Source organism: Achromobacter anxifer, assembly GCF_903652925.1.
In the GTDB taxonomy this organism is placed as follows: domain Bacteria; phylum Pseudomonadota; class Gammaproteobacteria; order Burkholderiales; family Burkholderiaceae_B; genus Achromobacter; species Achromobacter anxifer.
The window spans coordinates 70712-94357 of the sequence record NZ_CAHLAR010000009.1 but is presented as its reverse complement, the minus strand read 5'-3'; the positions used below and the strand labels follow the sequence as shown (position 1 = coordinate 94357).

Genomic DNA, 23646 nt, shown 5'->3' with positions numbered 1-23646 from the left:
CGCGCGCCGGCGCTACGCCCGCTTGCCGGGATGTATGCCCATCGTCTTCGCAATGACTTCCAGCATGATCTCGTTGGCGCCGCCGCCTATGGCCGTCTGCCGCAGGTCGCGGTAGGCGCGCGAGATCCAGTTCTCGTTCATGACCCCCTGGCCGCCCCAGAATTGCAGGCATTCGTTCGGGATCTTCATCGACAGCTTGCCAGCGTAGTACTTGGCCATGGAGGCGAACTGGGCGATGTCCTGGCCGTCCATGTATTGCTCGATGGCGCGGTACAGCAACGAGCGCAGCGCCTGGATCTCGGTCTGCATTTCGGCCAGCTTGTGATAGACGACCTGGTTGGACAGGATCGTGCCGCCGAACACCTGCCGCTGGCCCGCGTATTCAATGGTTTCCTCGATGGCGCGCTCCATGGAGCGCATGCTGCGGGCGGCCACGAACATGCGCTCTTCCTGGAACTGCTCCATCTGGTAGATGAAGCCCATGTTCTCTTCGCCGATGCGGTTGCTCGCCGGCACCCGCACGTCGTCGAAGAACAGTTCGGCGGTATCGGAGGCGCGCAGGACCAGCTTGTCCAGCTTGCGCGAAACGCTGACGCCCGGGGATTTGAGCGGCACGATGATGAGCGACTTGTTCTTGTGCGGCCCGCCGTCCTGCGAGGTATTGCACAACAGGCAGATCCAGTCGCCCTGGACACCGTTGGTGATCCACATCTTGGAACCGTTGATGACGTAGTCGTCGCCGTCGCGGCGAGCCCAGGTCTTGATCTGCGATACGTCCGACCCGGCCGAGGCTTCGCTGACGCCGATGCAGCCCACCAGGTCGCCCGCGATGGTGGGGGCCAGGTATTCGCGCTTGAGCGCGTCGCTGCCGTGATGGGCCAGCGCCGGGGTGCACATCGTGCTTTGCACGCCGATGGCCGAGGTCAGGCCGCTGGATCGGACTTCTCCCAAGGTTTCGGCAAAGACCATCTCGTAGCTGAAGTCCAGCTCCATGCCGCCATACTCCGCGGCCTTGCCGATGCCGAGCAGGCCGGCCGAGCCGAAGGCTTTCATGACGCGGTGGGCGGGGAAGATCTGTTCGGCTTCCCATTCGTCCAGATAGGGATCCAGGTGCTCCGCGATGATGCGGCGGGTGGTCCGTTCGAGTTCGCGATGTTCGTGAGTGAATTGCATGGCTGTTCCCGGTTGGTTCAGTCGGAGGGCGGCTCGCCGGCATGGACGAGCGCCACCTGGCCGGCGATGAGCGCGCCGCCGTTGGCGTCCTTCACCCACACCTCATATCGCCCCGGCGCATCGGCGAGCCCCTCGCCCCCCGCGGTGATGAGGCCGCCGGCATGCAAGGGCCTGAGAAAGCGGATGTCCAGATCGAAGCGTTCCAGGGCAGCGGCTCCGAACGTGCGCGCCAGCGATTGCCAGATCAGGTTGACCGACAGGGTGCCGTGGGCGATGGTGCCGCCCATGGGCGTGGCGGCGGCGAACGCGGGGTCCACGTGCAGTGGGTTGAAGTCGTTGGTCAGTTCGGCGTAGAGATCGATGTCTGCCTGCGTGACCGTCATGGAGACTGTTTCAAGGGTAGGCGTCATGGCGGGTCCTAGGCTGCCCAGATCAGGTTCATCCGGCCGGTGTAGAGGGGGCGCCCCGCCTCGCCTTCGCCGGCGACTTCCAGTTGGAGATAGCGGCGTTCGCCCCGCAATTCCTTGCCGACGCAGCGCACGGTGGATCGGATCCGTTCGCCGGCTTGCGGCAAACCGTGGACGGAAAGCGCCTGCCGCGCGTGGATGTTGCCGGGCGGGCGCGGCGTCACCACGTTCAAGTAGGCGCGCATCATCAGCGCCACGGCCAGCCCGGCCTGACGGGCGGGCGCGTCCTGCGCGTGCGAGCCGAACAGGCGTTCCCAGAGCGCGAGCAGCCTGGCGTCCAACGGTTCTTCCCAGTCGCCCAGCACGGAGCCGGGCAGGAAACGGTCATAGGTGTACAGCGGGTTCATGGCAGCTCCGGTTCCACGATCGGCAGCAGATGGTCGCCGCGCGGCTCGAAGCCGATCCGCACGCGCTGGCCGATGGCCAGCGGGGAGTTCGCGCCGCCGCGCGCGTTGACCATGAGGCGGAAGCCCTCGTCCAGATCGACCAGCGCGATCACGTAGGGCGTGTCCGCCTTGAAGGCGGGCGTCGGGGCGCGATGGACCGTGGTGTGGCTGAGCACGGTGCCCAGGCCGGCCGAATCGTGCCAGTCCAGCCGTAGTCCGTGGCAATGCGTGCAGACGCTGCGCGGAATGCGCTGCACCGCGCCGCAATCCGCGCAACGCTGGTAGCGCAGCTTGCGGTCGCGGCAGCCTTCCCAGAAAGGCCGGGTTTCCGCCGTGGGGCGTATGGAGGGTTTTTCCATGTCAGGCGGCTCCCAGGACAAGTGAGCAATGGGCGGAAAGTATGCCGCCGTCTCCGTGCACGAAGGCCAGCCTGGCGCCGTCCACCTGGCGTTCGTCCGCCAGTCCGCGCAACTGGCGGACGGCCTCGACCGCGTGGAACATGCCGCCGGCTGCACCCGAGTGGCCATAGGACAGCAGCCCTCCGTGCGTATTGCAAGGCAGAGAGCCGCCCAGGCCCAGCTGGCCTTGCAGGGCGGCGGGTCCGGCTTCGCCGCGCGCGAAAAAGCCGATGGATTCCAGTTCGACCAGCAGGGTGATGGTGAACGAGTCATAGATGAGCGCGACGTCGATGTCGGCGGGCTTCAGGCCCGCCGCCGCGAACGCGCGCGCCGACGAGGCCTTGCAGCCGAAGTCGACCAGGCTGGGCGCGGAGACGATGTGTTCGTGCGTGTGGCCCTGGCCCGCGCCCAGGATCTCGATGGCGGGCCGCCGGGCATCGCCACCGGGGCGCCGGCTGATCACCAGCGCCGCGCCGCCGTCGGAAACCAGGCAGCAGTCGAGCATGCGCAGGGGCGAGCTGATTTCGCGCGAATTCAGCACGTCGCCGATGGTGATGGGCTCGCGCTTGTGCGCCTTGGGGTGGCGGCCGGCATGGCGGCGGTGCTCCACCGCAATGGCGGCCAGGTGCTCGGACGTCACGCCGTATTCATGCATGTAGCGCTGCGCGACCAGCGCGTAGGACGCGGGGACGCTGATGCCGAAGGGGCGTTCGAACTGCGGATGGCCGACTTCCGCCAGCGCCGCCACCGCGCCGTCGCGGGACAGCCCGGTCAGGCGGTTGTCGCCCGCCACGACCAGGACGTGATTGCATTGGCCGCTGGCCACCAGGGCGGCGGCCTGCATGACCATGATGCAGGCGCTGGCGCCGCCGGCCTGTATGGCCGCGCAGAAATTCGGGCTGAGTCCCGCGTATTCGCAGAACACCGAGCCCAGCATCAGATGAGGTTCGGTAAAGGAGTACGCGCACAGCACGCCGTCGATGTCGCCGGGCTCCAGGCCCGCGTCGCGGATCGCGCCGAATGCCGCCTCCGCGTGCAGGCTCATGCAGCTGGAGCCGGGCAGCTCGCCGACGCGGGTGTCGCTGGCCCCGGTGATGTAGGCATTCATCGTCATGCGTCGCCATCCTTGCCAGTCTTGGCGGGCCAGCTGAACGCGAGCGGCTGCTTGTCCAGGAAGCGGGCCACGGCGTCGTCGTGATAGGCGGTGTGCAGGGCCAGCGCCTGCGCGTGCGCTTCCAATTCGGCCAGCGTGTTCTGGTCCAGGTTGAAGGAGCGGTTGAGGATGTTCTTGGACATGCCCAGCGCTTCGGTCGACGCCGCATGAAAGCGGGCGGCCAGCGCCAGCGCCTCGTCCAGCAGGGCAGGGCCCGGCACGATGCGGTACAGGATGCCGAGCGCGTGCGCTTCCTCGGCAGCCACTTCGCGGGCCGAGAACACCAGTTCCTTGGCGCGCTGCAGGCCGACGATGCGCGGCAGCAGGAAGAAGCCGCCCAGGTCCGGCACCAGGCCGATGCGTCCGAACACGGCGCAGAAGCGCGCGGTGGGCGTGCCCAGGATGAAATCGCAGGCCAGGGCCAGGTTGAAGCCGGCGCCGAAGGCGGGGCCGTCCACGGCGGCGATCACTGGCTTTTCCAGGTTGACCAGCTCATGGAACCAGGTGTGCAGGCGGCGTATGCGGTCGCGGTCCTTGTAGACCGGGCGCTTGGCCTCGGACAGCGACTTCAGGTCGCCGCCCGCGCAGAACACGCCCTGCGCGCCGGTGATGACCACGGCCTTGACGGCGTCGTCGTCGCGCGCTTGGAGCACGGCTTCGGCCAGGCTTTGCCGCACTTCGAGATCGAAGGCGTTGCGCCGTTCAGGACGGTTCAGGGTAATGATGAGCGTCGCGCCGCGGCGCTCGCGCAGGACAAAGTCGGTCATGGCTTGAACCCCAGGCTGTACGCGATGATGTTCTTCTGGATTTCGCTGGTGCCCTCGCCAATGATGTAGACCAGGGCGTCGCGGTGAATGCGGCCTACCGGGTACTCGCGCATGATGCCGGCGCCGCCGAAGATGCGGATGGCCTGTTCGCTGACCGACACTGCGGTCTCGCTGGCGACCAGCTTGACGCGCGCGGCCGTGGCGGCATCCAGCGTGCCCTGGTCCACGCGCCAGGCGCCGTAGTACACCAGCCAGCGCGCCGCTTCGATCTGCGCCGACATTTCGGCCAGCTTGTGGCCGATGGCCTGGTACTGGCCGATGCGCTTGCCGGCCACCAGCCTGTCGTTGGCGTAGGCGCTGGCGGCATCGAAGGCGGCGCGCGCCATGCCCAACGCATTGGCCGCCACGCCCACCCGGTTTTCGCTCAGCGATTCCAGGATCAGCGGATAGGTGCCGGTGGTTTCGCCCAGCAGGCAATCGTCCGGGACGAACGCGTTGTCGATGTGGATCAGCGCCGTTTCCGACGCGCGTATGCCTTCCTTCTTGAGCTTGGCAATCTCGAAGTCCGGATTGGGCAGCTCGACGATGAACAGGCTGATCGATTCCGGGCGCAGTTCCGGGCTGGTGCGCGCGGCCACCAGCAGGAAGTCGGCGAATGGCGCATTGGTGATGTAGAGCTTGCTGCCATGCAGGCGCCATCCGCCTTCGACGCGCTCGGCGCGGGTTTTCATGGCGCGCACGTTGGAGCCGCCGTCCGGCTCGCTCAGGCCGAATCCCGCCACTTTCCGGCCTGCCAGGGCCGGCGCCAGGAAGCGGGATTTTTGCGCCGCGGTGCCGGCTTTCCAGATCGGCCAGATGCCCAGGTGCGTGTGGGCCGACCAGGTCGAGGCGAACGCCTGCGACAGGTAGCTCAGTTCCTCGCGCACGATGCAATCGCTGACCTTGTCCAGGCCGCTGCCGCCATCGGCTTCCGGGTAGCGCACGCCCAGCAGTCCCAGGTCTCCCCAGCGTTCGAAGACGTGCCGGGGAAAGGTCTCCTGCTCTTCGGCATCGAAAACCAGGGGGGCGAGTTCTTCCTGGCACAGCCGCCGCACGGTGTCGCGGACGGCTTCGTGCTCGTTGGAAAAGGCAAAGCTCAAGCTCACGGATATGCTCCTTTTGTCTCTGCGGACGGCGCCCGCCGCCAACCCGTCGCGGCTGGCTATTTATTCGATATAGAGAAAAATATTCTCGTTAAAAAATATCATAGCGGCCGTTCATTGATGCGTCAATCATCGGATCTCGGGGTTTTCTCCTTGACAAGCAGGAATGCCGATCCTAGACTTTATTCGCTATAAAGATAATTATTCGCTATAAAGAATATAGGAGACAACATGAAGACCGGAATACCCCTGCTTCAATCCTCGTTCTCATCGCGGCTGGCCAGTGCGGCCGCGGCCGCCTTTATGGCGCTGGGCGCAGCCCCGGCCCACGCCGAATCCGCCTATCCGTCCAAGCCGATAGAGATCGTGGTGGCCTCGTCGGCCGGCGGCATCCTGGATACCATCGCGCGCACCGCCGCGCATGGCATCGAACGCCTGGGCCAGCCGGCGGTGGTCAAGAATCTTCCGGGCGGCGGCGGAACCATCGGCACCTACGCGGTGGCGCGCGCGCCGGGCGACGGCTATACGCTGGGCGCCGTGGCGACCAGCCACGCGATCAATCCCAGCATCTATTCCAAGCTGCAGTACGACACGGCGCACGGGTTCAGCAACATCACCCAGATGGTGGAACTGACCAACTTCCTGGTCGCCAATCCGTCGGTGCCGGCTTCCAACCTGAAGGAGTTCATCGCCTTGGCCAAGTCCAAGCCGGGCTCCTTGACCTACGGGTCCGCGGGGACCGGACAATCCAATCACCTGTCCGGCGAATTGCTGCAGCAGGCGGCCGGCATCAAGCTGGTGCACGTGCCTTACCGCGGCAGCGCCCAGGCGCTGACGGACCTGCTCGGTGGTTCCCTGTCGGTGATGTTCGTGGATGCCTTGTCGGCCGAACCCTATGTAAAGTCCGGAAAGCTCAAGCTGATCGCCGTCACCGGACTGGAGCGTTCCCCGGCCTATCCCGACTACCCCACGCTGAACGAATCGGGCCTGCCGGGATTCAACGGCAATACCTGGCTGGGGTTGGTTGCGCCCCCGGGCGTGCCCAAGGGCATCATCGAGAAACTGCAAGGGGCGGTGCGCGCAGAGTTCGACGATCCCGTGGTGCGCAAGCGTCTGCTGGGGCAGGGTGTGATCCCGGTCGCGTCCGAGCCGCAGGCGTTCAGCGAGTTCCTGGACGGCGAGATGAAGCGCTGGGCACAGGTCATCAAAACGGCAGGCATCAATGCGAACTGACATGATGGACGAAGTGAATTCCGCAAGCGGCGCTGCCCGTGCCGCGCTGTCGCCGCTGGACGGGGCCGCGCGCGCGGCCGCCGTGCTGGAGGCGCGCAGCGTGGCCATCGTGGGCGCGTCGGCCGACCCGGGCAAGATCGCGGGCCGGCCGCTGGCCTACATGCTGTCGCGCGGCTTCGTGGGCAAGCTGTTCCCCGTCAATCCGACGCGCGACCAGGTGCAGGGCCTCAAGAGCTATCCCTCGCTGGCCGCGATAGGCGAACCGGTGGACCTGGCGATCGTCGGCACGCCGGCGGCGCTGGTCGAGGACGTGGTGCGCGAAGGGGCGGCCGCGGGCGTCAAGGCCTTCGTGGTGTTTTCCTCGGGTTTTTCCGAAACCGGGGAGGAGGGCGCCGCGCTGCAGCGCCGCCTGGGCGAACTCGCGCGCGCCCAGGGCGTCACGATACTGGGCCCCAATTGCCTGGGCGTGGCCAACAGCGCCACCGGCCTGATCGCCTCCTTCACCACCGCGCTGGAAGCGACGCCCATCAAGCAGGGCGGTTTCGCCTTCGTCAGCCAGAGCGGCGCGCTGGGCGCCTATTGGATGGACATCTGCCTGCGCTCGGGCCTGGGATTCAGCAAATGGATCACCACCGGCAATGAATGCGATATGGATGCCGCCTCGGCCATCGCGTACCTGGCCGACGATCCGCAGACGCGGGTGATCGGCCTGTATGTCGAGGACATCCGGGATTCCGAGGCGTTCCGCCGGGCCTTGCGGCGCGCGGCGGAGACGGGCAAGCCCGTCATTGCCATCAAGGCCGGCCGCTCGCAGGCGGGCGCGGCGGCGGCCGCGTCGCACACGGGGGCGCTGGCCGGCGACGATGCGCTGTATGACGCCTGCCTGCGCCAGCACGGCGCATTGCGCGTGGATTCGCTGAGCCAGATGATGGACGTGGCGCGGCTGTTCCTGTTCGACAGCGTGCCGCAGGGCGGGCGACTGGCCGTCATGTCCGTGTCGGGAGGCGCGGGCGTGCTCATCGCGGACGAGGCCGAAGGCTGGGGACTCGAATTGCCGGCGCTCGCGCCGCAGACGGCCGAGGCGCTGGCGCCCGTGCTGCCTTCCTTCGTCAAGGCCGCCAATCCGCTGGACCTGACCGGCAATGTCGTGCAGGACACGGCCAGCATCTCGCGCGCGCTGGAGGCCGTGGCGCGCGACCCCGGCAATGACGCCATCGTGCTGTTCGTCGGCCTCATGCATAGCATTGCCACGGCATTCACCGACGCGATCGCCCATGCGCGCCAGCGCACGCATCGCCCCATCGTCGTGATCTGGATCGGCGCCAAGGAGGAGTCGGTCGCGGTGCTGCAGCAGGCGCGCATTCCGGTGTTCCGCGACATTCCGCCGGCGGTTGCGGCGCTGGGCGGGGCGGTGCGCCTGAACGGCCTGCGCGCCGCCGCGCTGGCGCAACCGGCACTGCCGGGCCGCGGGCCCGCCGCCGCGTCCGCTGGCAAGACCATGTTCCTGGCGGAGTGGGACAGCAAGGCGCTGTTGCGCGGACTTGGCGTTGCCGGGATTCCCGCCGGCGTGCTGGTGGAAGGCGACTTGCCCGGCGGTCTGCCCGCGCCCTTGTCCTATCCGGTCGTCGCCAAGCTGCAGGCCAGCGACGTGCTGCACAAGAGCGATATCGGCGGCGTCGTGCTGGGCATCGCGGATGACGAGCAATTGCAGACGGCCGTGAAGCGGCTGCGCCAGATCGCGCGCGACCGGGGCATCGATGCGATGGGCATCCTGCTGGAATCGATGCAGCGGTTCGACCACGAATTGCTGTTGGGGCTGCGCCGCGACGCCCGGTTCGGCCCCACGCTGACGCTCGGCCGCGGCGGGGTGGAGGTCGAACTGGACCCCGACGTGGCCAGCCGCCTGCTGCCATTGGACGCGGCGGGCATCCAGGAAATGATCGGGAGCCTGCGTTGCGCCAAACTGCTGCAAGGATTCCGCGGCCGCGGCGCGGTGGACCTGCCGGCCCTGGCGAAGCAGATCGCGGAGCTGTGCCAGGCGTTCCTGGCGCGGTCCGACCTGGCGGAGATCGAGATCAATCCCCTGGCGGTGGGCGCCGGCCAGGCCTGGGTGCTCGATGCCGTGGTGAGCCGGTACGAATGATGGACGCCGCAAACCATGTGCTGGTGCAGGATGCCGACGGCATCCGCACGCTGACGCTGAACCGCGCCGCCAAGGCCAACGCGCTGAATGCCGGGATGCTCGCCGCCTTGCGGCGTGCGATTGATGGCGCGCCTGACTCGGGCATGGGCCTGATCGTGCTGCGCAGCGCCTCGCCGAGCCTGTTCTGCGCCGGTGGCGACATCGAGGAATTCGTCCAAAGCCCGGAGTTGTTGGAAGCGCAGGGCGTAGGCTTGCGTGAGCTGATGGGCGTCATGGCGAGCTGCCCGTGCCCCATCCTGGCCGTGGCCAGGGGCAAGGCGGCCGGCGCCGGCGTGATCCTGCTGGCCATGACCGATATCGTTATCGGCGCCAGCGACCTGACGCTTGCCTGCCCCGAGATCGCCTTCAACATGTATCCCGTCATGGTCCAGGCCGCGCTGCAGACCAAGGTTAGCGCCGCGCGGGCCCGGCAACTGTGCCTCAGCGGCCAGTTGCTGAAGGCCGAGCCCGCGCGCGAGCTGGGCCTGGTGACGGACGTGCTCGCGGCTGACGGCTTCGACCAACTTGCCGCCGACCGCGTGGCGTTCTACGTTGCGCGCCGGGAAGCCCTGGCCATCGCCCGCAAGGCGCGTTTGCAGCTGGAACCGCCCGATCTCGCGATCGGCCGCATCGCCGCGCTGGAGCCCTTGATGCATGAGAACTTCGCCCGGCCCGGCGTGCGGGAAACGATCCAGGCGTATCTGGCCAACATGCGCGCCAGGCGCGCGAATTGAGGCGCGCGCGGCCGGTTTGTGCGGGCAGGGGCTCTGTGCCACAATTTTTGCTCTTTTCTATCCAGAGAAATTCTCTGTCTTCAGAATGACGACCGAACAACCGGAAAAACTCGTCGGCGCCCTCGTGGGCGGGCTGCGCGTGCTGCGCTATTTGAGCGCCGCGCCCTCGGGCGTGGGCGTGACCCGGGTGGCGCGCGACCTCCAGCTCAATTCCAGCACCTGCTACAACTTCCTCAAGACGCTGGTGTACGAAGGCCTGGTGACGTTCGACGAGGCCACCAAGACGTACTCGATCGCGCTGGGGCTGGTCGAACTGGCCAAGGGCGTGCTGGAGCAGGGGTCCTATGTGCGGCTGGTTCATCCGCATCTGCGCGACATCGCGCGCGGCCATGGCGTCACCGCGACGCTCTGGCAGCGCACCTCGAACGAACGCGTGGTGCTGGTGGACCGCGCCGACACCGACAGTTCGGTGCGCGTGCACATGAGCGTGGGCCAGCGCCTGCCCATGTACATCGCGGCGCTGGGGCGGTGCATGGCGGCGCATTCCGGCCTGGACGACAAGGAACTGCGACAGCGTTTCGACAATCTGCGCTGGGACGACAAGCCGCCTTTCCAGGACTACCTGGAAGGCGTGCGCGAAGCGCGTGAGAAGGGCTATGCGGTCGATGCCGGCAACTACGTCAAAGGCGTGAGCACCGTCTCCGCCGCCGTGCTCGACGAATTCGGCAAACCCGCCATGGCCATCAGCGCGGTCGGCTTCAGCGCGCAGGTTTCGGGCGATGCCCTGGAGCGCCTGGGCGCGGACCTGCGCGACCGCGCCGTGCTGATCACGCGCGCGCTCTCGGGCGGCCGGGCCTGATTTTCCGCTGATGCGCCACCGCCTCTTCACGCGAGGGGCGGGACGGCTGCCGCCCGTTCAGGCGCGGCAAGAACTCCCTGAAAAACCCGATTGACGTCCGCCAAAACCTTTGCTTATGATTCATCTAACCGTACGGTTAGTAAATTAACTGACTGATAACTTATATGTAACAGTTCGACGGCGAGCAGATCGCCGGCGGAATCAAAGCGGTTGTTGCGAGGAGGCAATGGTGGCTAGCGCCAACAAAGAGCAGTTGCTGGACGCGTACCGGCGCATGTTGCGCATCCGACTGGCGGAGCTCAGGCTGGGACGCCTGTTCGCCGACGGAGAAGTGCCCGGTTTCATACACCTGAGCATCGGCCAGGAGGCCGTGGCGGCCGCGATGGGCATGGTGCTGCGTCCGGACGACACGGTCGCCTCGACGCACCGCGGCCACGGCCATGCATTGGCCAAGGGCATCGACATCGAGGACTTCTTCCTGGAACTGATGGCGCGCGAGGAAGGCATCTGCAAGGGGCGCGGCGGTTCCATGCACGTGGCCAATCTGTCGATCGGCATGCTGGGCGCCAATGCCATCGTGGGCGCGAGCATACCGATAGCGCTGGGCAGCGCGCTGGCCCATCAGGTCGGCAAGAAGGACCGCGTGGCGGTCGCGTTCTTTGGCGATGGCGCCATGGCCGAAGGCGTGCTGCACGAAAGCCTGAACCTGGCCGCGCTGTGGCGCCTGCCGCTGCTGTTCCTGTGCGAGAACAACGGCTGGGCGGAATTCTCCCCCACCCACAAACAATTCGTGGCGCCGCTGGACAAGCTGTCGGCGGCCTTCTCCATCCCCCACGAAAAAATCGACGGCAACGACGTGCTGCAGGTCGCGGACGCTGCCCGCGCGGCCGTGGCCAGCATCCGTGCAGGCGCGGGTCCGCGGGTGCTGGAGTGCATCACGCACCGCTGGCGCGGCCATTATGAAGGCGACCCCCAGAAGTACCGTCCTTCGGAAGAGATCGAAGGCCTGGGCGAGCACGATCCGGTCGCGCGCTTCGAAGCGGTGCTGGACAAGGAAGGGGTGGCCAAGGCGCAACGCGAACAGGCGTTCGAAGAGGTCCAGGCGCAGGTCGAACGCGCGGTCGAGCGCGCGCGGCAGGGCCGCCAGCCGGTCTGGCAGGACGCGCGCAACGATGTCTACACCACTACCGAGGCGAACTGAGATGGCTGAACTTCGTTTTGCCCATGCCATCAACCGCGCGTTGGCCGAGTGCATGGAGGAAGATCCGACGGTATTCCTGTTCGGCGAAGATATCGCCGAGGCCGGCGGCCCGTTTGGCGTGACCCGCGGGCTGCACGCCCGCTTCGGTCCGGACCGCATCCGCGATACGCCGATTTCCGAGGCGACGATGGCCAATGCCGCCGTGGGGGCGGCCTTGTCCGGGTTGCGGCCGGTGCTTGAAATCATGTTCATGGACTTCATGACGCTGACCATGGACGCGCTGGTGAACCAGGCCGCGAAGGCCCGCTACATGTTCGGCGGGCAGGCCAGCGTGCCCATGGTGGTGCGCACGCCGCATGGCGGCGGCATCAGCGCGGGCCCGCAGCACTCCCAGTGCCTGGAAGCGTGGTTCGCCCACGTGCCGGGCTTGAAGGTGGTCTGCCCCAGCAATCCCGCCGACGCCTACGGCCTGCTCAAATCGGCGATCCGCGACCCGGACCCGGTGGTCTTCGTGGAAAACAAGGCCCTGTACGCGCTCAAGGGCGAAGTGGCCGACGACGCAGCAGCCATCCCCCTGGGCCAGGCGCGTACGGCGCGCGCGGGCCGGGATCTGACCGTGGTCAGCTATGGCGCGACCGTGCACAAGGCGCTGCGGGCCGCTCAGGCGCTGGCCGCCGACGGCATCGAGGCGGAAGTGCTGGATCTGCGCAGCATTCAACCCTGGGACGAACAGGCGGTGCTGGCCTCGCTCAAGCGCACTCACCGCCTGCTCATCGTGCACGAAGCCGTCGAGGCGTTCGGCGTGGGGGCCGAGATTGCCGCGCGCATGGCGGACATCGGTTTCGACGAGCTGGACGCGCCCATCGCCCGCGTTGCGGCGCCCTTCGTGCCGGTGCCGTTTGCCCCCTCGCTAGAAGAACAGTACCAGCCGCAAGAGGCCGATGTCATTGCGGCCGCGCGCAAGCTCTGCGCCTGACTCCAGGAGACGACATGAACGAAGCAGCCAGCATTCTTACCGAAGTCCGCAACCGCGTCGGCATCATCACGATCAACCGTCCCAAGGTGCATAACGCGCTGGACATCCCGACGCTGATCGAACTGGAGCGCGCGTTCGCCGCGCTGGAAGCCAGCGACGACTGCCGGGTCATCGTCATCACCGGCGCCGGCGACAAGTCCTTCGTGGCGGGCGGCGACCTGGCCGACCTGAATTCGCGCCAGGGGCTGGCGCACTACCAGGAGTTCGCCGAGGACATCCACCGCGTATTCCGCCGGATAGAAGTCAGCGACAAGCCGACGATCGCCGCCGTCAACGGCTGGGCGCTGGGCGGCGGCACTGAACTGCTGTTGGCCATGGACCTGCGCATCCTGGCCGACAGCGCCATGATCGCGCTGACGGAAATCAATCTGGGCCTGTTTCCCGGCGCGGGCGGCACGCAGCGCATCATCCGGCAGGTTGCGCCCTGCCTGGCCAAGGAACTGATGTTCACGGGTGGACGCATCGCCGCCGCCGACGCGGTGCGCATGGGCCTGGCCAACCGCGCGGTGCCGAAAGAGGAACTCATGGCGCAGACGCTGGCCCTGGCGGAACAGATCGCCGGCAAATCGCCCCTGGTGCTCAAGTTGCTCAAGCGCACGCTGCGCGACGGGGCCGACATGCCGCTGGCCAATGCGCTGGCGCATGAACAGGCCATGATAGGCCTGGTGCTGGACACGCGCGATGCCCACGAAGGCATAGGCGCGTTCCTGGAAAAGCGCGAAGCGCGCTTCGCGGGGCAATAGCCCATGGGCGCGCTGAACGACCTCCTGATGCCCAAGCTCGGCCTGACGATGACCGAGGGCATGCTGATCGAATGGAGCGTGGTCGCGGGCGACCAGGTCAAGGCCGGCGATCCTCTGTTCGTGGTGGAAACGGACAAGGTCGCCAACGAGATCGCGGCCGAGGCCGATGGCTTGATCGGTGAGATCCTGGTGGCGGCGGGCGAGACCGTGCCGGTCGGCGCCGTGGTTGCGCGCTGGACGGGGCCGGGCCAGCAGGGCGGGCTGGAACCCCAGGCGCTTGCCGCCGGCGAGGCGGATCCAGCCCCAGAGGCGGAGGCGAAGACGTCCGCCGAACCGGAGTCCGCGTCCGCGGCGACAGGCCGCATTGTGGCCACGCCGCTGGCACGGCGTCTGGCTCGCGAACTGGACGTGGATCTGGCTGGCGTAGGCGGCACGGGGCCGGGCGGGCGCATCAAGGCGGCGGATGTGCGCCAGGCGCAGGCATCGGCGCGTGCGGCGCCAACCCGGGCTGCCGTTGCGGCGACGGCTCCGGCGGCGCCCGCCGCGGAGGACGCGCAACGCATCGCCGCGAGCGGATTGGTGCAGACCATGGCGCGGCGCATGACGCAGGCCAAGCAGGTCCCCCATTTCTATCTGGCGGCGGAGGCCGAAGTCAGCGAGCTGCTCGCGCTGCGCAGCCGGCTGAACGGCCAGCCCGACGCGCCCAGGCTGACGCTGAACCACTTCGTCATCGCGGCCGTGGCGCGGGCGCTGGAGGCGCTGCCGCAACAGAACCGCATCTGGAACGACGACCATATCGTGCAGTTCCAGGACATCGACGTCGGCGTGGCGGTCACCACCGAGCGCGGCCTGATGGCGCCGGTGCTGCACGGCCTGGCGGGCGTGGCGCTGGACGGCATCGCCCGGCGCTCCGACGCCTTGCTGGAGCGCGCGCGCACGGGCAATGCCACCCGCGACGACATGAGCGGCGGCGCCATCTCGATTTCCAACGCGGGCATGTTCAACGTCACGTACATGACGCCCATCATCAATCCGCCGCAGTCGGCGATCCTGGGCGTGGGCAGCATCCGCGAGGTATTCCGGCCCGACGCGCAAGGCGCGCCGGCGTTGCGGCGCGAGATGGGCCTGGTGCTGGCGGCGGACCACCGGCTGCATGATGGCGCCGGCGCGCTGAAATTCCTCAATCACGTCATCGAACTGCTGCAGGACCCGTACCGGCTGCTGCGCACCCATACCCAAGGATAGACTTCATGGACTTTTCGCTTTCGGACGAGCAGAAGCTGATCGTCGAGACCGCGCGCCGCATCGGTGAAACGTATGGCGTGGAATATTGGTATGAACAGGACCGCAAGAACGCGTTCCCCCAGGAATGCTGGCAGGCCATCTGCGAGGCGGGTTTGGCGGGGGCGGCCTTGCCGGAGGAGCACGGCGGCTCCGGCCTGGGCATGGTGGAACTGGCGCTGATCGTCGAAGAGCTTTCCGCCGGGGGCGGCGGTTCGACCCTGGGCCAGCTGTTCATGATCAATCCGATCTTTGGCGGCGTGCCGATCTCCAAGTTCGGCAGCGAACAGATGAAGCGCGAGCTGTTGCCTGGACTGACCAGCGGCGAGATCAATTTCTGCATGGCGCTCACCGAGCCCGACGCGGGCACCAACACGCTGGCGATGAAGAGCTACGCGGCGGCCCAGCCCGACGGCAGCTGGCGGCTGGACGGGCGCAAGATCTGGATCACCGCCGTGGACGCGGCGCAGAAGATGCTGGTCGTGGCGCGCACCGCCAAGCCGGTCGAGGGCGCGCGTCCCACCGACGGGATCTCCATGTTCATGATCGACGTCGAGCGCGAGGGTCTGAGCTATTCGGCCATCGAGAAAGTGGGCACGCAGACCCTCAGCGCCTGCTCGGTGTTCTTCGACAATGTGCGCATCGAGGCGCATGAACTGGTGGGCACGCTGGACAAGGGCTTTCGCGAACTGCTGGACGTGCTCAACACCGAGCGCATCGTGACCACGGCCAGCCTGGTCGGCGCGGGCCGGCTGGCGGAGCGCCTGGCGGTGCAGTACGCCAATGACCGCAAGGTGTTCGGCGGCAAGCCCATCAGCGCCTACCAGGGCCTGCAGTTCCCCTTGGCGCAGTCGCACGCGGAGCTGCAGTGCGCCCGTCTCATGAACCTGAATGCGGCATCGCTGTGCGACCAGGGGCTGCCGTATGGCTCCGAGGCCAACATCGCCAAGCTGATAGGATCGCAGGCCGCCAGCCACGCCATCGAACGCAGCATGCAGACCATGGGGGGCATGGGCTACGCGCGTGAATTCCACGTCGAGCGCCTGTGGCGCGATGCCCGGCTGTTCAAGTTCGCGCCGGTGTCGGAAGAGATGATCCTGAACTACATCGCCATCCACGATCTCGGCATGCCGAAGTCGTACTGAAACTGCACAATCGAGACGCGGGACCGGCCCAGGCCGCCACCCGCGCCGAGCCGCCACCCAAGGGAGAGACACCATGTTCAATCTGAGCGCAGCCATCGCCTATCACGCGCGGCGCGCACCCGATAGCGCAGCCATCATCTTTCGCGACGAAGCGATCGGCTACGCGGATTTCCACGACCGCATCCGCCAGGCGGCGGCCTTGCTGCAATCGCATGGCATAGGCCGCAACGACGTGGTGGCGCTGTTCATGAAAAACAGCGCAGCCTTCCTGGAACTGGCGTTTGCCGCCAGCTACCTGGGCGCGGTGTTCCTGCCGATCAACTACCGGCTGGCGGCGCCGGAGGCTGGCTACATTCTTGCCGACGCCCGCGCCAAGCTGTTGTTCGTGGACGAGGAATTCAAGGAGGTGGCCGCGCTGGAGGTGCTCAAGATCGTGCTCGACGCGGCGGCGCAGGCCGACTCGCGCCGCCTGGGCAAGCCGGGGCTGGCCGTGCCCGAGCAGGCCGCCGCGGCGGAGGACGACCTGGTGCGGCTGATGTACACGTCCGGCACCACCTCGCGTCCGAAGGGCGTGATGCACACCTACGGCAACATCCACTGGAAGTCCATCGACCACGTGATCGCGCTGGGCCTGACGCACCGGGAGCGGCTGCTGGTGGTGGGCCCGCTCTATCACGTCGGCGCCTTCGACCTGCCCGGCATCGCCGTGTTGTGGGTAGGGGGAACGCTGTGCGTGCACCGTGAATTCGATCCCGAAGCAGTGCTTGCCTCCATTGAACGGCACCGTCTGACTTGCGGCTGGATGGCGCCCGTCATGCTGAGCCGCGTGCTGGCCGTGCAGAACCCGGAGCGCTACGCCCTGGATACCTTTGGTTGGTGCATCGCCGGCGGCGAGAAAACGCCCGAGTCCCGCATCCGCGACTTCACCCGCGTGTTTACGCGGGGCCGCTTCATCGACGGCTTCGGCATGACGGAAACCTGCAGCGGCGACACGCTGATGGAGCCAGGACGGGAAATCGAGAAGATCGGTTCCACCGGGCGGGCGCTGCCGCACGTGGAAATCCGCATCGCCGACAACGAAGGCCGCTGGTTGCCCGCCGGCGAGAAGGGCGAGATCTGCGTGCGCGGGCCCAAGGTGACCAAGGGCTATTGGAACGCGCCCGAGAAAACCGCCGAAGCCTACTTTGGCGACTGGCTGCGCAGCGGCGACGTGGGCTACCTGGACGACGAAGGCTTTCTGTTCGTCACCGACAGGACTAAGGACATGATTCTGACCGGCGCGGAAAACGTGGCGTCCAGCGAAGTCGAGGCGGTGCTGTACGAGATGCCGCAGATCGCCGAAGCCGCGGTCATCGGCGTGCATGACGAGCAATGGGGGGAGCGCATCACCGCGGTGGTGGTGCTCAATCCGGGACACACGCTGACGCTGGAAGAGCTGGACCGCCACTGCCGCAAGCGCGTGGCCAACTTCAAGGTGCCGCGGGAACTGAAAGTGGTGGACGAGTTGCCGCGCAACCCGTCCGGCAAGGTCCTCAAGCGGGTGCTGCGGGACCGCTACAACGCCTGATCCCGCAGCAGGGGGGAAAGGCACGAGAAAACAGGGGGAGACAGCATGAGCTTGGCCAGCAAATTCGCAATCTTTTCGACGAACCTGAGCGTCGAGAACCTGCCGGCGCCGGTGATCGAGAAGGCCCGCGCCTGCGTGCTCAACGGCTACGGCATCGCCTTGGGTTCATACCCGACGCCGTTCTTCGGGGTGGCCGAAAGCGCCGTCCTGGCCATGGACGGCGAGCGTCCAGGCGGCGCCTCGCTGCTGGGCAGCGGCCGCCGCAGCACCGTGGCCGGCGCGGCGCTGGCCAATGCCGCGCTGTTCCACGGGCGGGCCCAGGAGGACACTTGCGGCGTGGCGCATTTCGGCGCGATCCTGCTGCCGCTCCTGACCGCGCTGGTGGAACAAGGTGAAGGCGCCATGGCCGACTTCCTGCCGGCGCTGGTGGCGGGTTACGAGGTCGGCGGCGCGCTGGAGTCCGCCTATTCGGCCCGCACGACCGCCGCAGGCCTGCGCGCTTCGCCGCTGTACGGCACGATCGCCGCGGCAGCGGCCGTCGCCCGTCTGTGGCGTTTGCCGGCGGACCGGACCGCGGCGGCCTTGTCCAATGCCGCTTCGTTCAGCGGCGGCATCCTGCAGTCCTTCGGCGACGGCACCGACGAGTGGCGCTACCAGGTCGGCATGGCGGGGCGCAACGGGCTGGCAGCGGCAACGCTGGCCGCCCGCGGATCGGTCTCGGCGGACGGCGCCTTCGAAGGCAGGTCCGGCTTTGTGCGGGCCTTTGTCCGGGAGGAATGCGACGCCGCCGCCATTGCCGGCCGCTTGGGTCAGGACTGGTCCTTGCTCAAGGTGACGTTCAAACCCTATCCGGTCTGCGCGCTCAACCAGACGCCGGTCCGCGCCTGCCTGCAGCTGCGCGATCAACTGGGCGCGCGCGCCCAGGCTGTGAAGACCCTGCGCGTGCACCTCAACCCCACCGTCGTGGGCTATGCGGGCATGGACAAGGAAGGCCCGTTCCAGAGCATCTCCGGAACGCTGATGAGCACGCAGTTCTGCGTGGCCACGACCTTGCTGCACGGGACTCCGACGATCGCGCGCATGGCGCAGTTCGACGATGCCGCGGTCGCGGGCCTGATCCCGCGGATCAGGCTGCATGCCGACGGCTCGCTGGGCCTGCTGGCCTGCCGCATCGAGGCGGAGCTGGAGGGCGAGGACGAGCCCGTGGTGGTGCGCATGGACACCGATCACACCGAGTACAGCTATGACCGGGCGCGCGTCTCGGCGCTGATACGCGGCATCGGCGAGGAGACCGGCGTGGCGCCGCGCGCCTATGACCGCATCGAACGGTTCGCCGCCGCGCTGCCGGATGCGGACCTGGGCGATGTCCTCGCCGCTTTCAAAGAGATCCAGACGGCCCGCTGAGAGGCCAGTGGATGGCGCCGCGCGACATCGGGGCGCCTCACTACAACGTGCAAGAACCTAGGAGGAGACAACATGTCCTGGTACAGGAAACCCACGCCTGCGTGGCTGGCGGTCGCGGTGGCGGCCTTGGTGTCGGGATCCGCGATGGCGGCGGATACCGTGAAGATCGGCATGACGTCGGCGCTGACCGGTCCGTATAGCGAATTCGGCGAAGGCAACCGCCGCGCCGTCGAGCTCGCCGTCGAGCAATGGAACGCCAAGGGCGGCATCAACGGCAAGAAGATCGAGATCGCGATGCTGCTGGACGACCAGCTGAACCCGGACCGCGCGGTGCAGAACATGCGCGCCATCCTGGACAACAAGGATATCGTCGGCATCATCGGCCCGGCGGGCAGCGGTCCGACCCTGGCGGTGATCGACATGGCCCAGGCCGATGGCCGGCCGTACATGAATCCCATCGCGCAGACGCCCGTCGTGACCTACGCGGGCGAGAAGACCGGCGAAAAGCCCCGGCCCAACGTGTTTTCGTTCGCCCTGCAGAACGACATCGAGGCCGTGGCCATGGGCGAGTACCTGGCCAAGCGCTTCAAGCGCATCGGCATCGTGCATGAAAGCACGGCCTATGGCGTGACCGGCGTCGATTACCTGTCCGCCTCCATCGGCAAGAACGGCGGGGCCAAGCCGGTCGCCACCGATTCCTACAACCAGGGCGCGCAGGACATGACCGCCCAGGTGGCGCGCATGAAGCGCGCCAACGTCGACGCGATTGCCGCCATCGGCCTGGGCAAGGACCTGGCGGTGTTGCGCCGGACCATGGCGCGCCTCAACGTGAACGTGCCGCTGGTCGCGTCCAACGGCGCGCTGGGCCAGCCGTACCAGGAAGGCGCGGGCGATCTCACGCTGGGCACCCTGGGCACGATGATCGGCGCGTTCGGCAAGCCCATGCGCCCGGCCGCGGCGGACTTCGCCAAGGCCTATAAGGCCAAGTACGGCGCCGACCGCTGGTGGGGCAACGATCCGGAGAATCCGCAGCTGTTCATGGCGATCTCGGTGTCCAACGGCTACGACGCGGCCAACGTGCTGTTCGAAGGCATCCGGCAGGCCAACTCCACCGATCCCAAGGCCATCATCGCGGCCATCGAATCGATCAAGGATTACCCGGGCGTCAACACTACGTACAACTTCTCGAAGGACCGGCATCACGGGATCGAGACGGACGGCGTGAAGGTGTTCGAGTACGTCAAGCAGGACGACAAGGTCCGGCTGCAGCCGGTCGCCCAGTAACCGGCGCGGCGAGCGTCCGGCGCCCTGCGGCGCCGGACGGCGCCTGCCTGCATGGATGATGGTGAGATGGATTTCTTTATCCAAATGATCGTGTCGGGACTCAGCGTGGGCGCCGCCTATGCGCTGATCGGGCTGGGCCTGAACCTGACGTTCTGGACCACCCGGGTGCTCAATTTCGGACAGGGCTCGGTGCTGATGGCGGGCGCGATGCTGACGGCGGTCATGGTCGGCGCCGGGGTCAACGTGTTCCTTGCGGTGGGCGTGTCGCTGCTGGCGACGGCCTTCATCCTGTGGGTGGTCGAGGTCGTCGGGGTCCGTCCCACGCGGCGCATCGCCGGCAGCATGGGGTGGGTGGTTTCCACCCTGGGAATAGGCATATTCCTGCAAGGCGTGGCGAGCTGGCTGTTCGGCACCCAGGCCGTCGCGTTTCCGGACGTGCTTTTCAGCAGTGCGGATACGGTGGAATTCCTGGGCGCCTATCTGTCGCTCCAGTACATCGCGGTGTTCGTCATCAGCGTGGTGATCGTCGGCCTGATGGAGTTGTTCCTGCGCCATTCCATCTGGGGCTACGGCGTGCGCGCGGTCGCGCACGACCGCGACCTGGCGGCGCTGATGGGCATACCCGTCTACCGGGTGGTGGTCTTCTCGTACCTGGTGAGCGGCGTGCTGGCGGGCATCGCCGGCATCCTGGTGTCGCAGGTGTCGGGCACGGTGGATCCGAATTTCGGCCTGCATCTGCTGATCCTAGCGTTCGTGGCGGCCGTCATGGGCGGCATGGGCAGCGCGTCCGGTTCGCTGGTGGGCGGACTGGCGCTCGGCGTGCTGGAGAAGCTGGTCGGCGGCTATGTGTCGCCCGCCGCGGCGGAGGTCGTGGCTTTCGTGCTCTTGATAGGCGTGTTGACGATACGGCCGCAGGGCCTGTTCGGCAAGCGCGAAACAGTGAAGGTGTGAGGACGATGAAACAGCTCGGTCAATTCCTGACGAACTCTTGGACGCTGGGCGCGCTGGCGGTGGCGCTGGCCATAGGCGCCGGCCACGTCGCCACCGGCACGGTGCAGATGTGGAGTTTCGTCATCATCAATATCCTGCTGGCGCAGGGCATCAATCTCCTGACGGGGATAAATGGCCAGATATCCCTGGGCCATGCCGGCTTCTTCGCCATCGGCGCCTATGCCAGCGCGATTGCGCTGAAATCCTGGGGCATGCCATTTCCCGCGGCGCTGGTCCTGGCGACCTTTGCCGCGGCCGCGGTCGGACTGCTGCTGGCCGGTCCGGCGGGGCGGGTGCGCGAGTTCTATCTGGCGATGATGTCGCTGGGCTTCGGACTGATCGTCTACGAACTGGCGCGCGAATTGCGCGGGGTGACGGGCGGCGTGATGGGCATGCGCGGCATTCCGTCCTCGCAGATCGGCACCTTGCAGATCTTCGGCTGGAGCATCGACACGGTCGCCTACTTCCGGATCCTGCTGGTGGTGCTGCTGGTCGTGATGCTGATGCTGCGCAACTTCGTCAAGAGCCATTTCGGCCGGGCGTTCTATGCCGTGCATGTCAGCGAGATCGCGGCCGGTTCGCTAGGCATTTCGCAGGCGGCGGTCAAGCGCGCGGCCTACGCCATCAGCGGCGGCCTGGCGGGATTGGCCGGAGGATTCTATGCCCACATGATCGGCTACCTCACGCCCGAGAGCTTCGGCCTGATGCGTTCCATCGAGATACTCGTCATGTCCATCGTGGGCGGCCTGGGCTCGCTGGCGGGGCAGGTGTACGGCGCGGTGCTTTTCACCTACCTGCCGCAGAAGTTGCAGGCCTTCAACGACTACCAGTACATCGTCTACGGCCTGATCCTGGTGTTCATCTTCACCTTGCTGCCCAAGGGACTGGCGGGCTTGCTGCGCACGCAGACGCGCTACAGCAAGTTCGACCAGTTGCGGCCAACAGCGGGCGGCGCGGCCGAAGCTCCGCTGTCGCGCAGGACGGCGGCCGAGGGCGCGAATACGGGGCAGGCGCTGGTGCGCGTCGAGGGCGTGGTGATGGAGTTCAGCGGCCTGCGCGCGCTGGCCGGCGTCTCGCTCGACCTGCGCGCAGGCAGCATTACCGCGCTGGTCGGCCCCAACGGTTCGGGCAAGAGCACGCTGGTCAACGTCATCAGCGGCATCTATGCGCCGACCGTCGGCCGCATCCTCTACAAGGGCCAGGACATCGCGGGCTGGCCGGCCCACAAGGTGGCGCAGGCCGGCATCACGCGGACCTTCCAGGATCCGCGCAACGTGCCCAGTTTCACGGTGCGCGAGAACATCCTGATGGGAGCCCATCGCCGCTACCGGCATGGCGCCCTGGCGGCGGCGTTCAATACGCCGGGCGCGCGGCGCGAAGAAGGCGCGCTGCTGCGCCAGGTCGAGGCGCTGATGCAGGCGGCTGGGCTGGCGGGGCATGCCGACGCCATCATGAGCGAACTGCCCTATGGCATCCAGCGCCTGGCAGAGGTGGCGCGGGCCTTGGCCAGCGATCCCGAGCTGTTGCTGCTGGACGAGCCTGCCGCCGGGCTGTCGGAAGTCGAATCGGCCCACCTGATCAAACTGGTCCGCCTGGCGCGGGACCATGGCGTGGCGATCATGATCATCGATCACCACATGGATTTCCTGGCCGAGCTGGTGGAGGAAGTGGTCGTGTTCGAGGCCGGCGAGGAAATCTACCGGGGCGACATGGACGGCATGCGCGCCGATACCGCCGTCATCCAGGCCTATCTTGGCGTCGAGGAGCCGGTCCATGCTTGAAGTACGCAATCTGCAGGTGAGTTACGGCGCGATCGATGCCGTGCGCGGCGTCAGCCTGACGGCGCGCCCTGACGGCATCACGGCGCTTATCGGCGCCAATGGCGCCGGTAAGTCGTCGCTGATGCGCGCCATTTCCGGCGTCACGCCGATCAAGGGCGGGCAGATCCTGCTGGACGGAGAGGACATATCCCGCCTGCCGCCGCACGAGCGGGCGCGGCGCGGGCTGGCCCACGCCATGGAGGGACGACGCATCTTTCACCAGCACACGGTCGAGGAAAACCTGATCACGGCCTGGCATTTCCGCAAGCCCAAGGGCAACTTCAAGACCGCGCTGGACCAGGTGTACGGCAATTTCCCGGTCCTGGCGCAGCGCCGCGCCGCGAAGGCGGGAACCCTGAGCGGCGGGCAGCAGCAGATGCTGATCCTGTCGATGGCGACGCTGCACGAACCGCGCTGCGTCCTGTTGGATGAACCTTCCCTGGGCCTGGCGCCCATCGTGGTCGCCCAGATATTCGACTTCATCAAGCAATATTGCGCGCAGGGCGGCCGGGTCGTGCTGCTCAGCGAGCAGATGGCGAGCCTGGCGCTCAGGGTGGCCGATTTCGGCTACGTGCTCAAGCACGGCAAGACGGTATTCGAGGGCACGCGCGAGGTGCTGCGGGGCAGCGCAGGCGCGGAGCTTTCCAGCGCCTATCTGGGCGCGGGCAGAACGGAATAGGC

Annotated in this window: 22 protein-coding genes; 15 read left to right on the top strand and 7 right to left on the bottom strand. The window is 67.2% G+C overall.

Features of this window, described 5'->3' with window-relative positions; translation table 11 throughout:
* Nucleotides 1–12: 12 nt before the first annotated feature.
* From HWY37_RS25110 to HWY37_RS25080, 7 genes are read right to left on the bottom strand one after another with little or no spacing between them, the layout of a single operon-like run.
* The gene (locus HWY37_RS25110) at nucleotides 13–1173 is read right to left on the bottom strand and encodes an acyl-CoA dehydrogenase family protein (protein WP_176090104.1); all 1161 of its coding nucleotides are present in this window, start codon (nucleotides 1171–1173) and stop codon (nucleotides 13–15) included.
* 17 nt (nucleotides 1174–1190) lie between these two features.
* Nucleotides 1191–1583 carry a MaoC family dehydratase gene (locus HWY37_RS25105; RefSeq protein WP_176090103.1) on the bottom strand — a complete coding sequence of 131 codons (393 nt, stop codon included), beginning with the start codon at nucleotides 1581–1583 and terminating at the stop codon, nucleotides 1191–1193.
* Nucleotides 1584–1591: 8 nt separating this feature from the next.
* Complete coding sequence (locus HWY37_RS25100) at nucleotides 1592–1987, bottom strand: hypothetical protein (RefSeq protein WP_176090102.1); 396 nt, start codon at nucleotides 1985–1987, stop codon at nucleotides 1592–1594.
* Nucleotides 1984–2385: a Zn-ribbon domain-containing OB-fold protein gene (locus tag HWY37_RS25095; protein ID WP_176090101.1), complete on the bottom strand. Its 402-nt coding sequence runs from the start codon at nucleotides 2383–2385 to the stop codon at nucleotides 1984–1986. Before HWY37_RS25095 ends, HWY37_RS25100 begins: the two co-directional genes overlap by 4 nt.
* Before the next feature lies 1 nt (nucleotide 2386).
* Nucleotides 2387–3538: a thiolase family protein gene (locus HWY37_RS25090; RefSeq protein ID WP_176090100.1), complete on the bottom strand. Its 1152-nt coding sequence runs from the start codon at nucleotides 3536–3538 to the stop codon at nucleotides 2387–2389.
* Entirely contained in the window at nucleotides 3535–4344 is an 810-nt protein-coding gene (locus HWY37_RS25085) for an enoyl-CoA hydratase/isomerase family protein (RefSeq protein ID WP_176090099.1), read from the bottom strand. The genes HWY37_RS25090 and HWY37_RS25085 overlap by 4 nt, the downstream gene beginning before the upstream one ends.
* Nucleotides 4341–5489, bottom strand: a complete 1149-nt coding sequence (locus HWY37_RS25080) for an acyl-CoA dehydrogenase family protein (protein WP_176090098.1) — start codon at nucleotides 5487–5489, stop codon at nucleotides 4341–4343. The genes HWY37_RS25085 and HWY37_RS25080 overlap by 4 nt, the downstream gene beginning before the upstream one ends.
* A gap of 228 nt (nucleotides 5490–5717) precedes the next feature.
* On the opposite strand from HWY37_RS25080, the gene HWY37_RS25075 reads away from it, so the two are divergent.
* From HWY37_RS25075 to HWY37_RS25005, 15 genes are all read left to right on the top strand, one after another.
* A complete protein-coding gene (locus HWY37_RS25075; protein WP_175206239.1) occupies nucleotides 5718–6719 on the top strand; it encodes a tripartite tricarboxylate transporter substrate binding protein in 1002 nt (333 codons plus the stop codon).
* A gap of 1 nt (nucleotide 6720) precedes the next feature.
* A complete protein-coding gene (locus HWY37_RS25070; RefSeq protein WP_176090097.1) occupies nucleotides 6721–8862 on the top strand; it encodes an acetate--CoA ligase family protein in 2142 nt (713 codons plus the stop codon).
* Entirely contained in the window at nucleotides 8859–9635 is a 777-nt protein-coding gene (locus HWY37_RS25065) for an enoyl-CoA hydratase/isomerase family protein (RefSeq protein ID WP_176090096.1), read from the top strand. Before HWY37_RS25070 ends, HWY37_RS25065 begins: the two co-directional genes overlap by 4 nt.
* A gap of 85 nt (nucleotides 9636–9720) precedes the next feature.
* A complete protein-coding gene (locus tag HWY37_RS25060) occupies nucleotides 9721–10494 on the top strand; it encodes an IclR family transcriptional regulator (RefSeq protein ID WP_175206242.1) in 774 nt (257 codons plus the stop codon).
* Nucleotides 10495–10723: 229 nt separating this feature from the next.
* Nucleotides 10724–11695: a thiamine pyrophosphate-dependent dehydrogenase E1 component subunit alpha gene (locus HWY37_RS25055; protein ID WP_175206243.1), complete on the top strand. Its 972-nt coding sequence runs from the start codon at nucleotides 10724–10726 to the stop codon at nucleotides 11693–11695.
* 1 nt (nucleotide 11696) lies between these two features.
* Nucleotides 11697–12671 carry an alpha-ketoacid dehydrogenase subunit beta gene (locus tag HWY37_RS25050; RefSeq protein WP_175206244.1) on the top strand — a complete coding sequence of 325 codons (975 nt, stop codon included), beginning with the start codon at nucleotides 11697–11699 and terminating at the stop codon, nucleotides 12669–12671.
* 14 nt (nucleotides 12672–12685) lie between these two features.
* Nucleotides 12686–13474 carry an enoyl-CoA hydratase/isomerase family protein gene (locus HWY37_RS25045; protein WP_175206245.1) on the top strand — a complete coding sequence of 263 codons (789 nt, stop codon included), beginning with the start codon at nucleotides 12686–12688 and terminating at the stop codon, nucleotides 13472–13474.
* A 3-nt stretch (nucleotides 13475–13477) separates the two neighbouring features.
* Nucleotides 13478–14719 (top strand): dihydrolipoamide acetyltransferase family protein, encoded by a 1242-nt coding sequence (locus HWY37_RS25040; RefSeq protein WP_176090095.1) that lies wholly within the window; start codon nucleotides 13478–13480, stop codon nucleotides 14717–14719.
* A gap of 5 nt (nucleotides 14720–14724) precedes the next feature.
* Nucleotides 14725–15900, top strand: a complete 1176-nt coding sequence (locus HWY37_RS25035; protein ID WP_175206247.1) for an acyl-CoA dehydrogenase family protein — start codon at nucleotides 14725–14727, stop codon at nucleotides 15898–15900.
* A 73-nt stretch (nucleotides 15901–15973) separates the two neighbouring features.
* A complete protein-coding gene (locus HWY37_RS25030; protein WP_176090094.1) occupies nucleotides 15974–17467 on the top strand; it encodes a long-chain-fatty-acid--CoA ligase in 1494 nt (497 codons plus the stop codon).
* A 45-nt stretch (nucleotides 17468–17512) separates the two neighbouring features.
* The gene (locus tag HWY37_RS25025; RefSeq protein WP_176090093.1) at nucleotides 17513–18871 is read left to right on the top strand and encodes an MmgE/PrpD family protein; all 1359 of its coding nucleotides are present in this window, start codon (nucleotides 17513–17515) and stop codon (nucleotides 18869–18871) included.
* A 72-nt stretch (nucleotides 18872–18943) separates the two neighbouring features.
* Nucleotides 18944–20155, top strand: coding sequence for an ABC transporter substrate-binding protein (locus HWY37_RS25020; RefSeq protein ID WP_175206250.1), 1212 nt, complete (start codon nucleotides 18944–18946; stop codon nucleotides 20153–20155).
* Between the two features lie 66 nt (nucleotides 20156–20221).
* On the top strand, nucleotides 20222–21106 hold the full coding sequence (locus tag HWY37_RS25015; protein ID WP_175206251.1) for a branched-chain amino acid ABC transporter permease: 885 nt from the start codon (nucleotides 20222–20224) through the stop codon (nucleotides 21104–21106).
* A gap of 5 nt (nucleotides 21107–21111) precedes the next feature.
* Nucleotides 21112–22926 carry a branched-chain amino acid ABC transporter ATP-binding protein/permease gene (locus HWY37_RS25010; RefSeq protein ID WP_176090092.1) on the top strand — a complete coding sequence of 605 codons (1815 nt, stop codon included), beginning with the start codon at nucleotides 21112–21114 and terminating at the stop codon, nucleotides 22924–22926.
* Complete coding sequence (locus HWY37_RS25005; protein ID WP_175206253.1) at nucleotides 22919–23644, top strand: ABC transporter ATP-binding protein; 726 nt, start codon at nucleotides 22919–22921, stop codon at nucleotides 23642–23644. Before HWY37_RS25010 ends, HWY37_RS25005 begins: the two co-directional genes overlap by 8 nt.
* The last annotated feature ends 2 nt before the right edge of the window (nucleotides 23645–23646 follow it).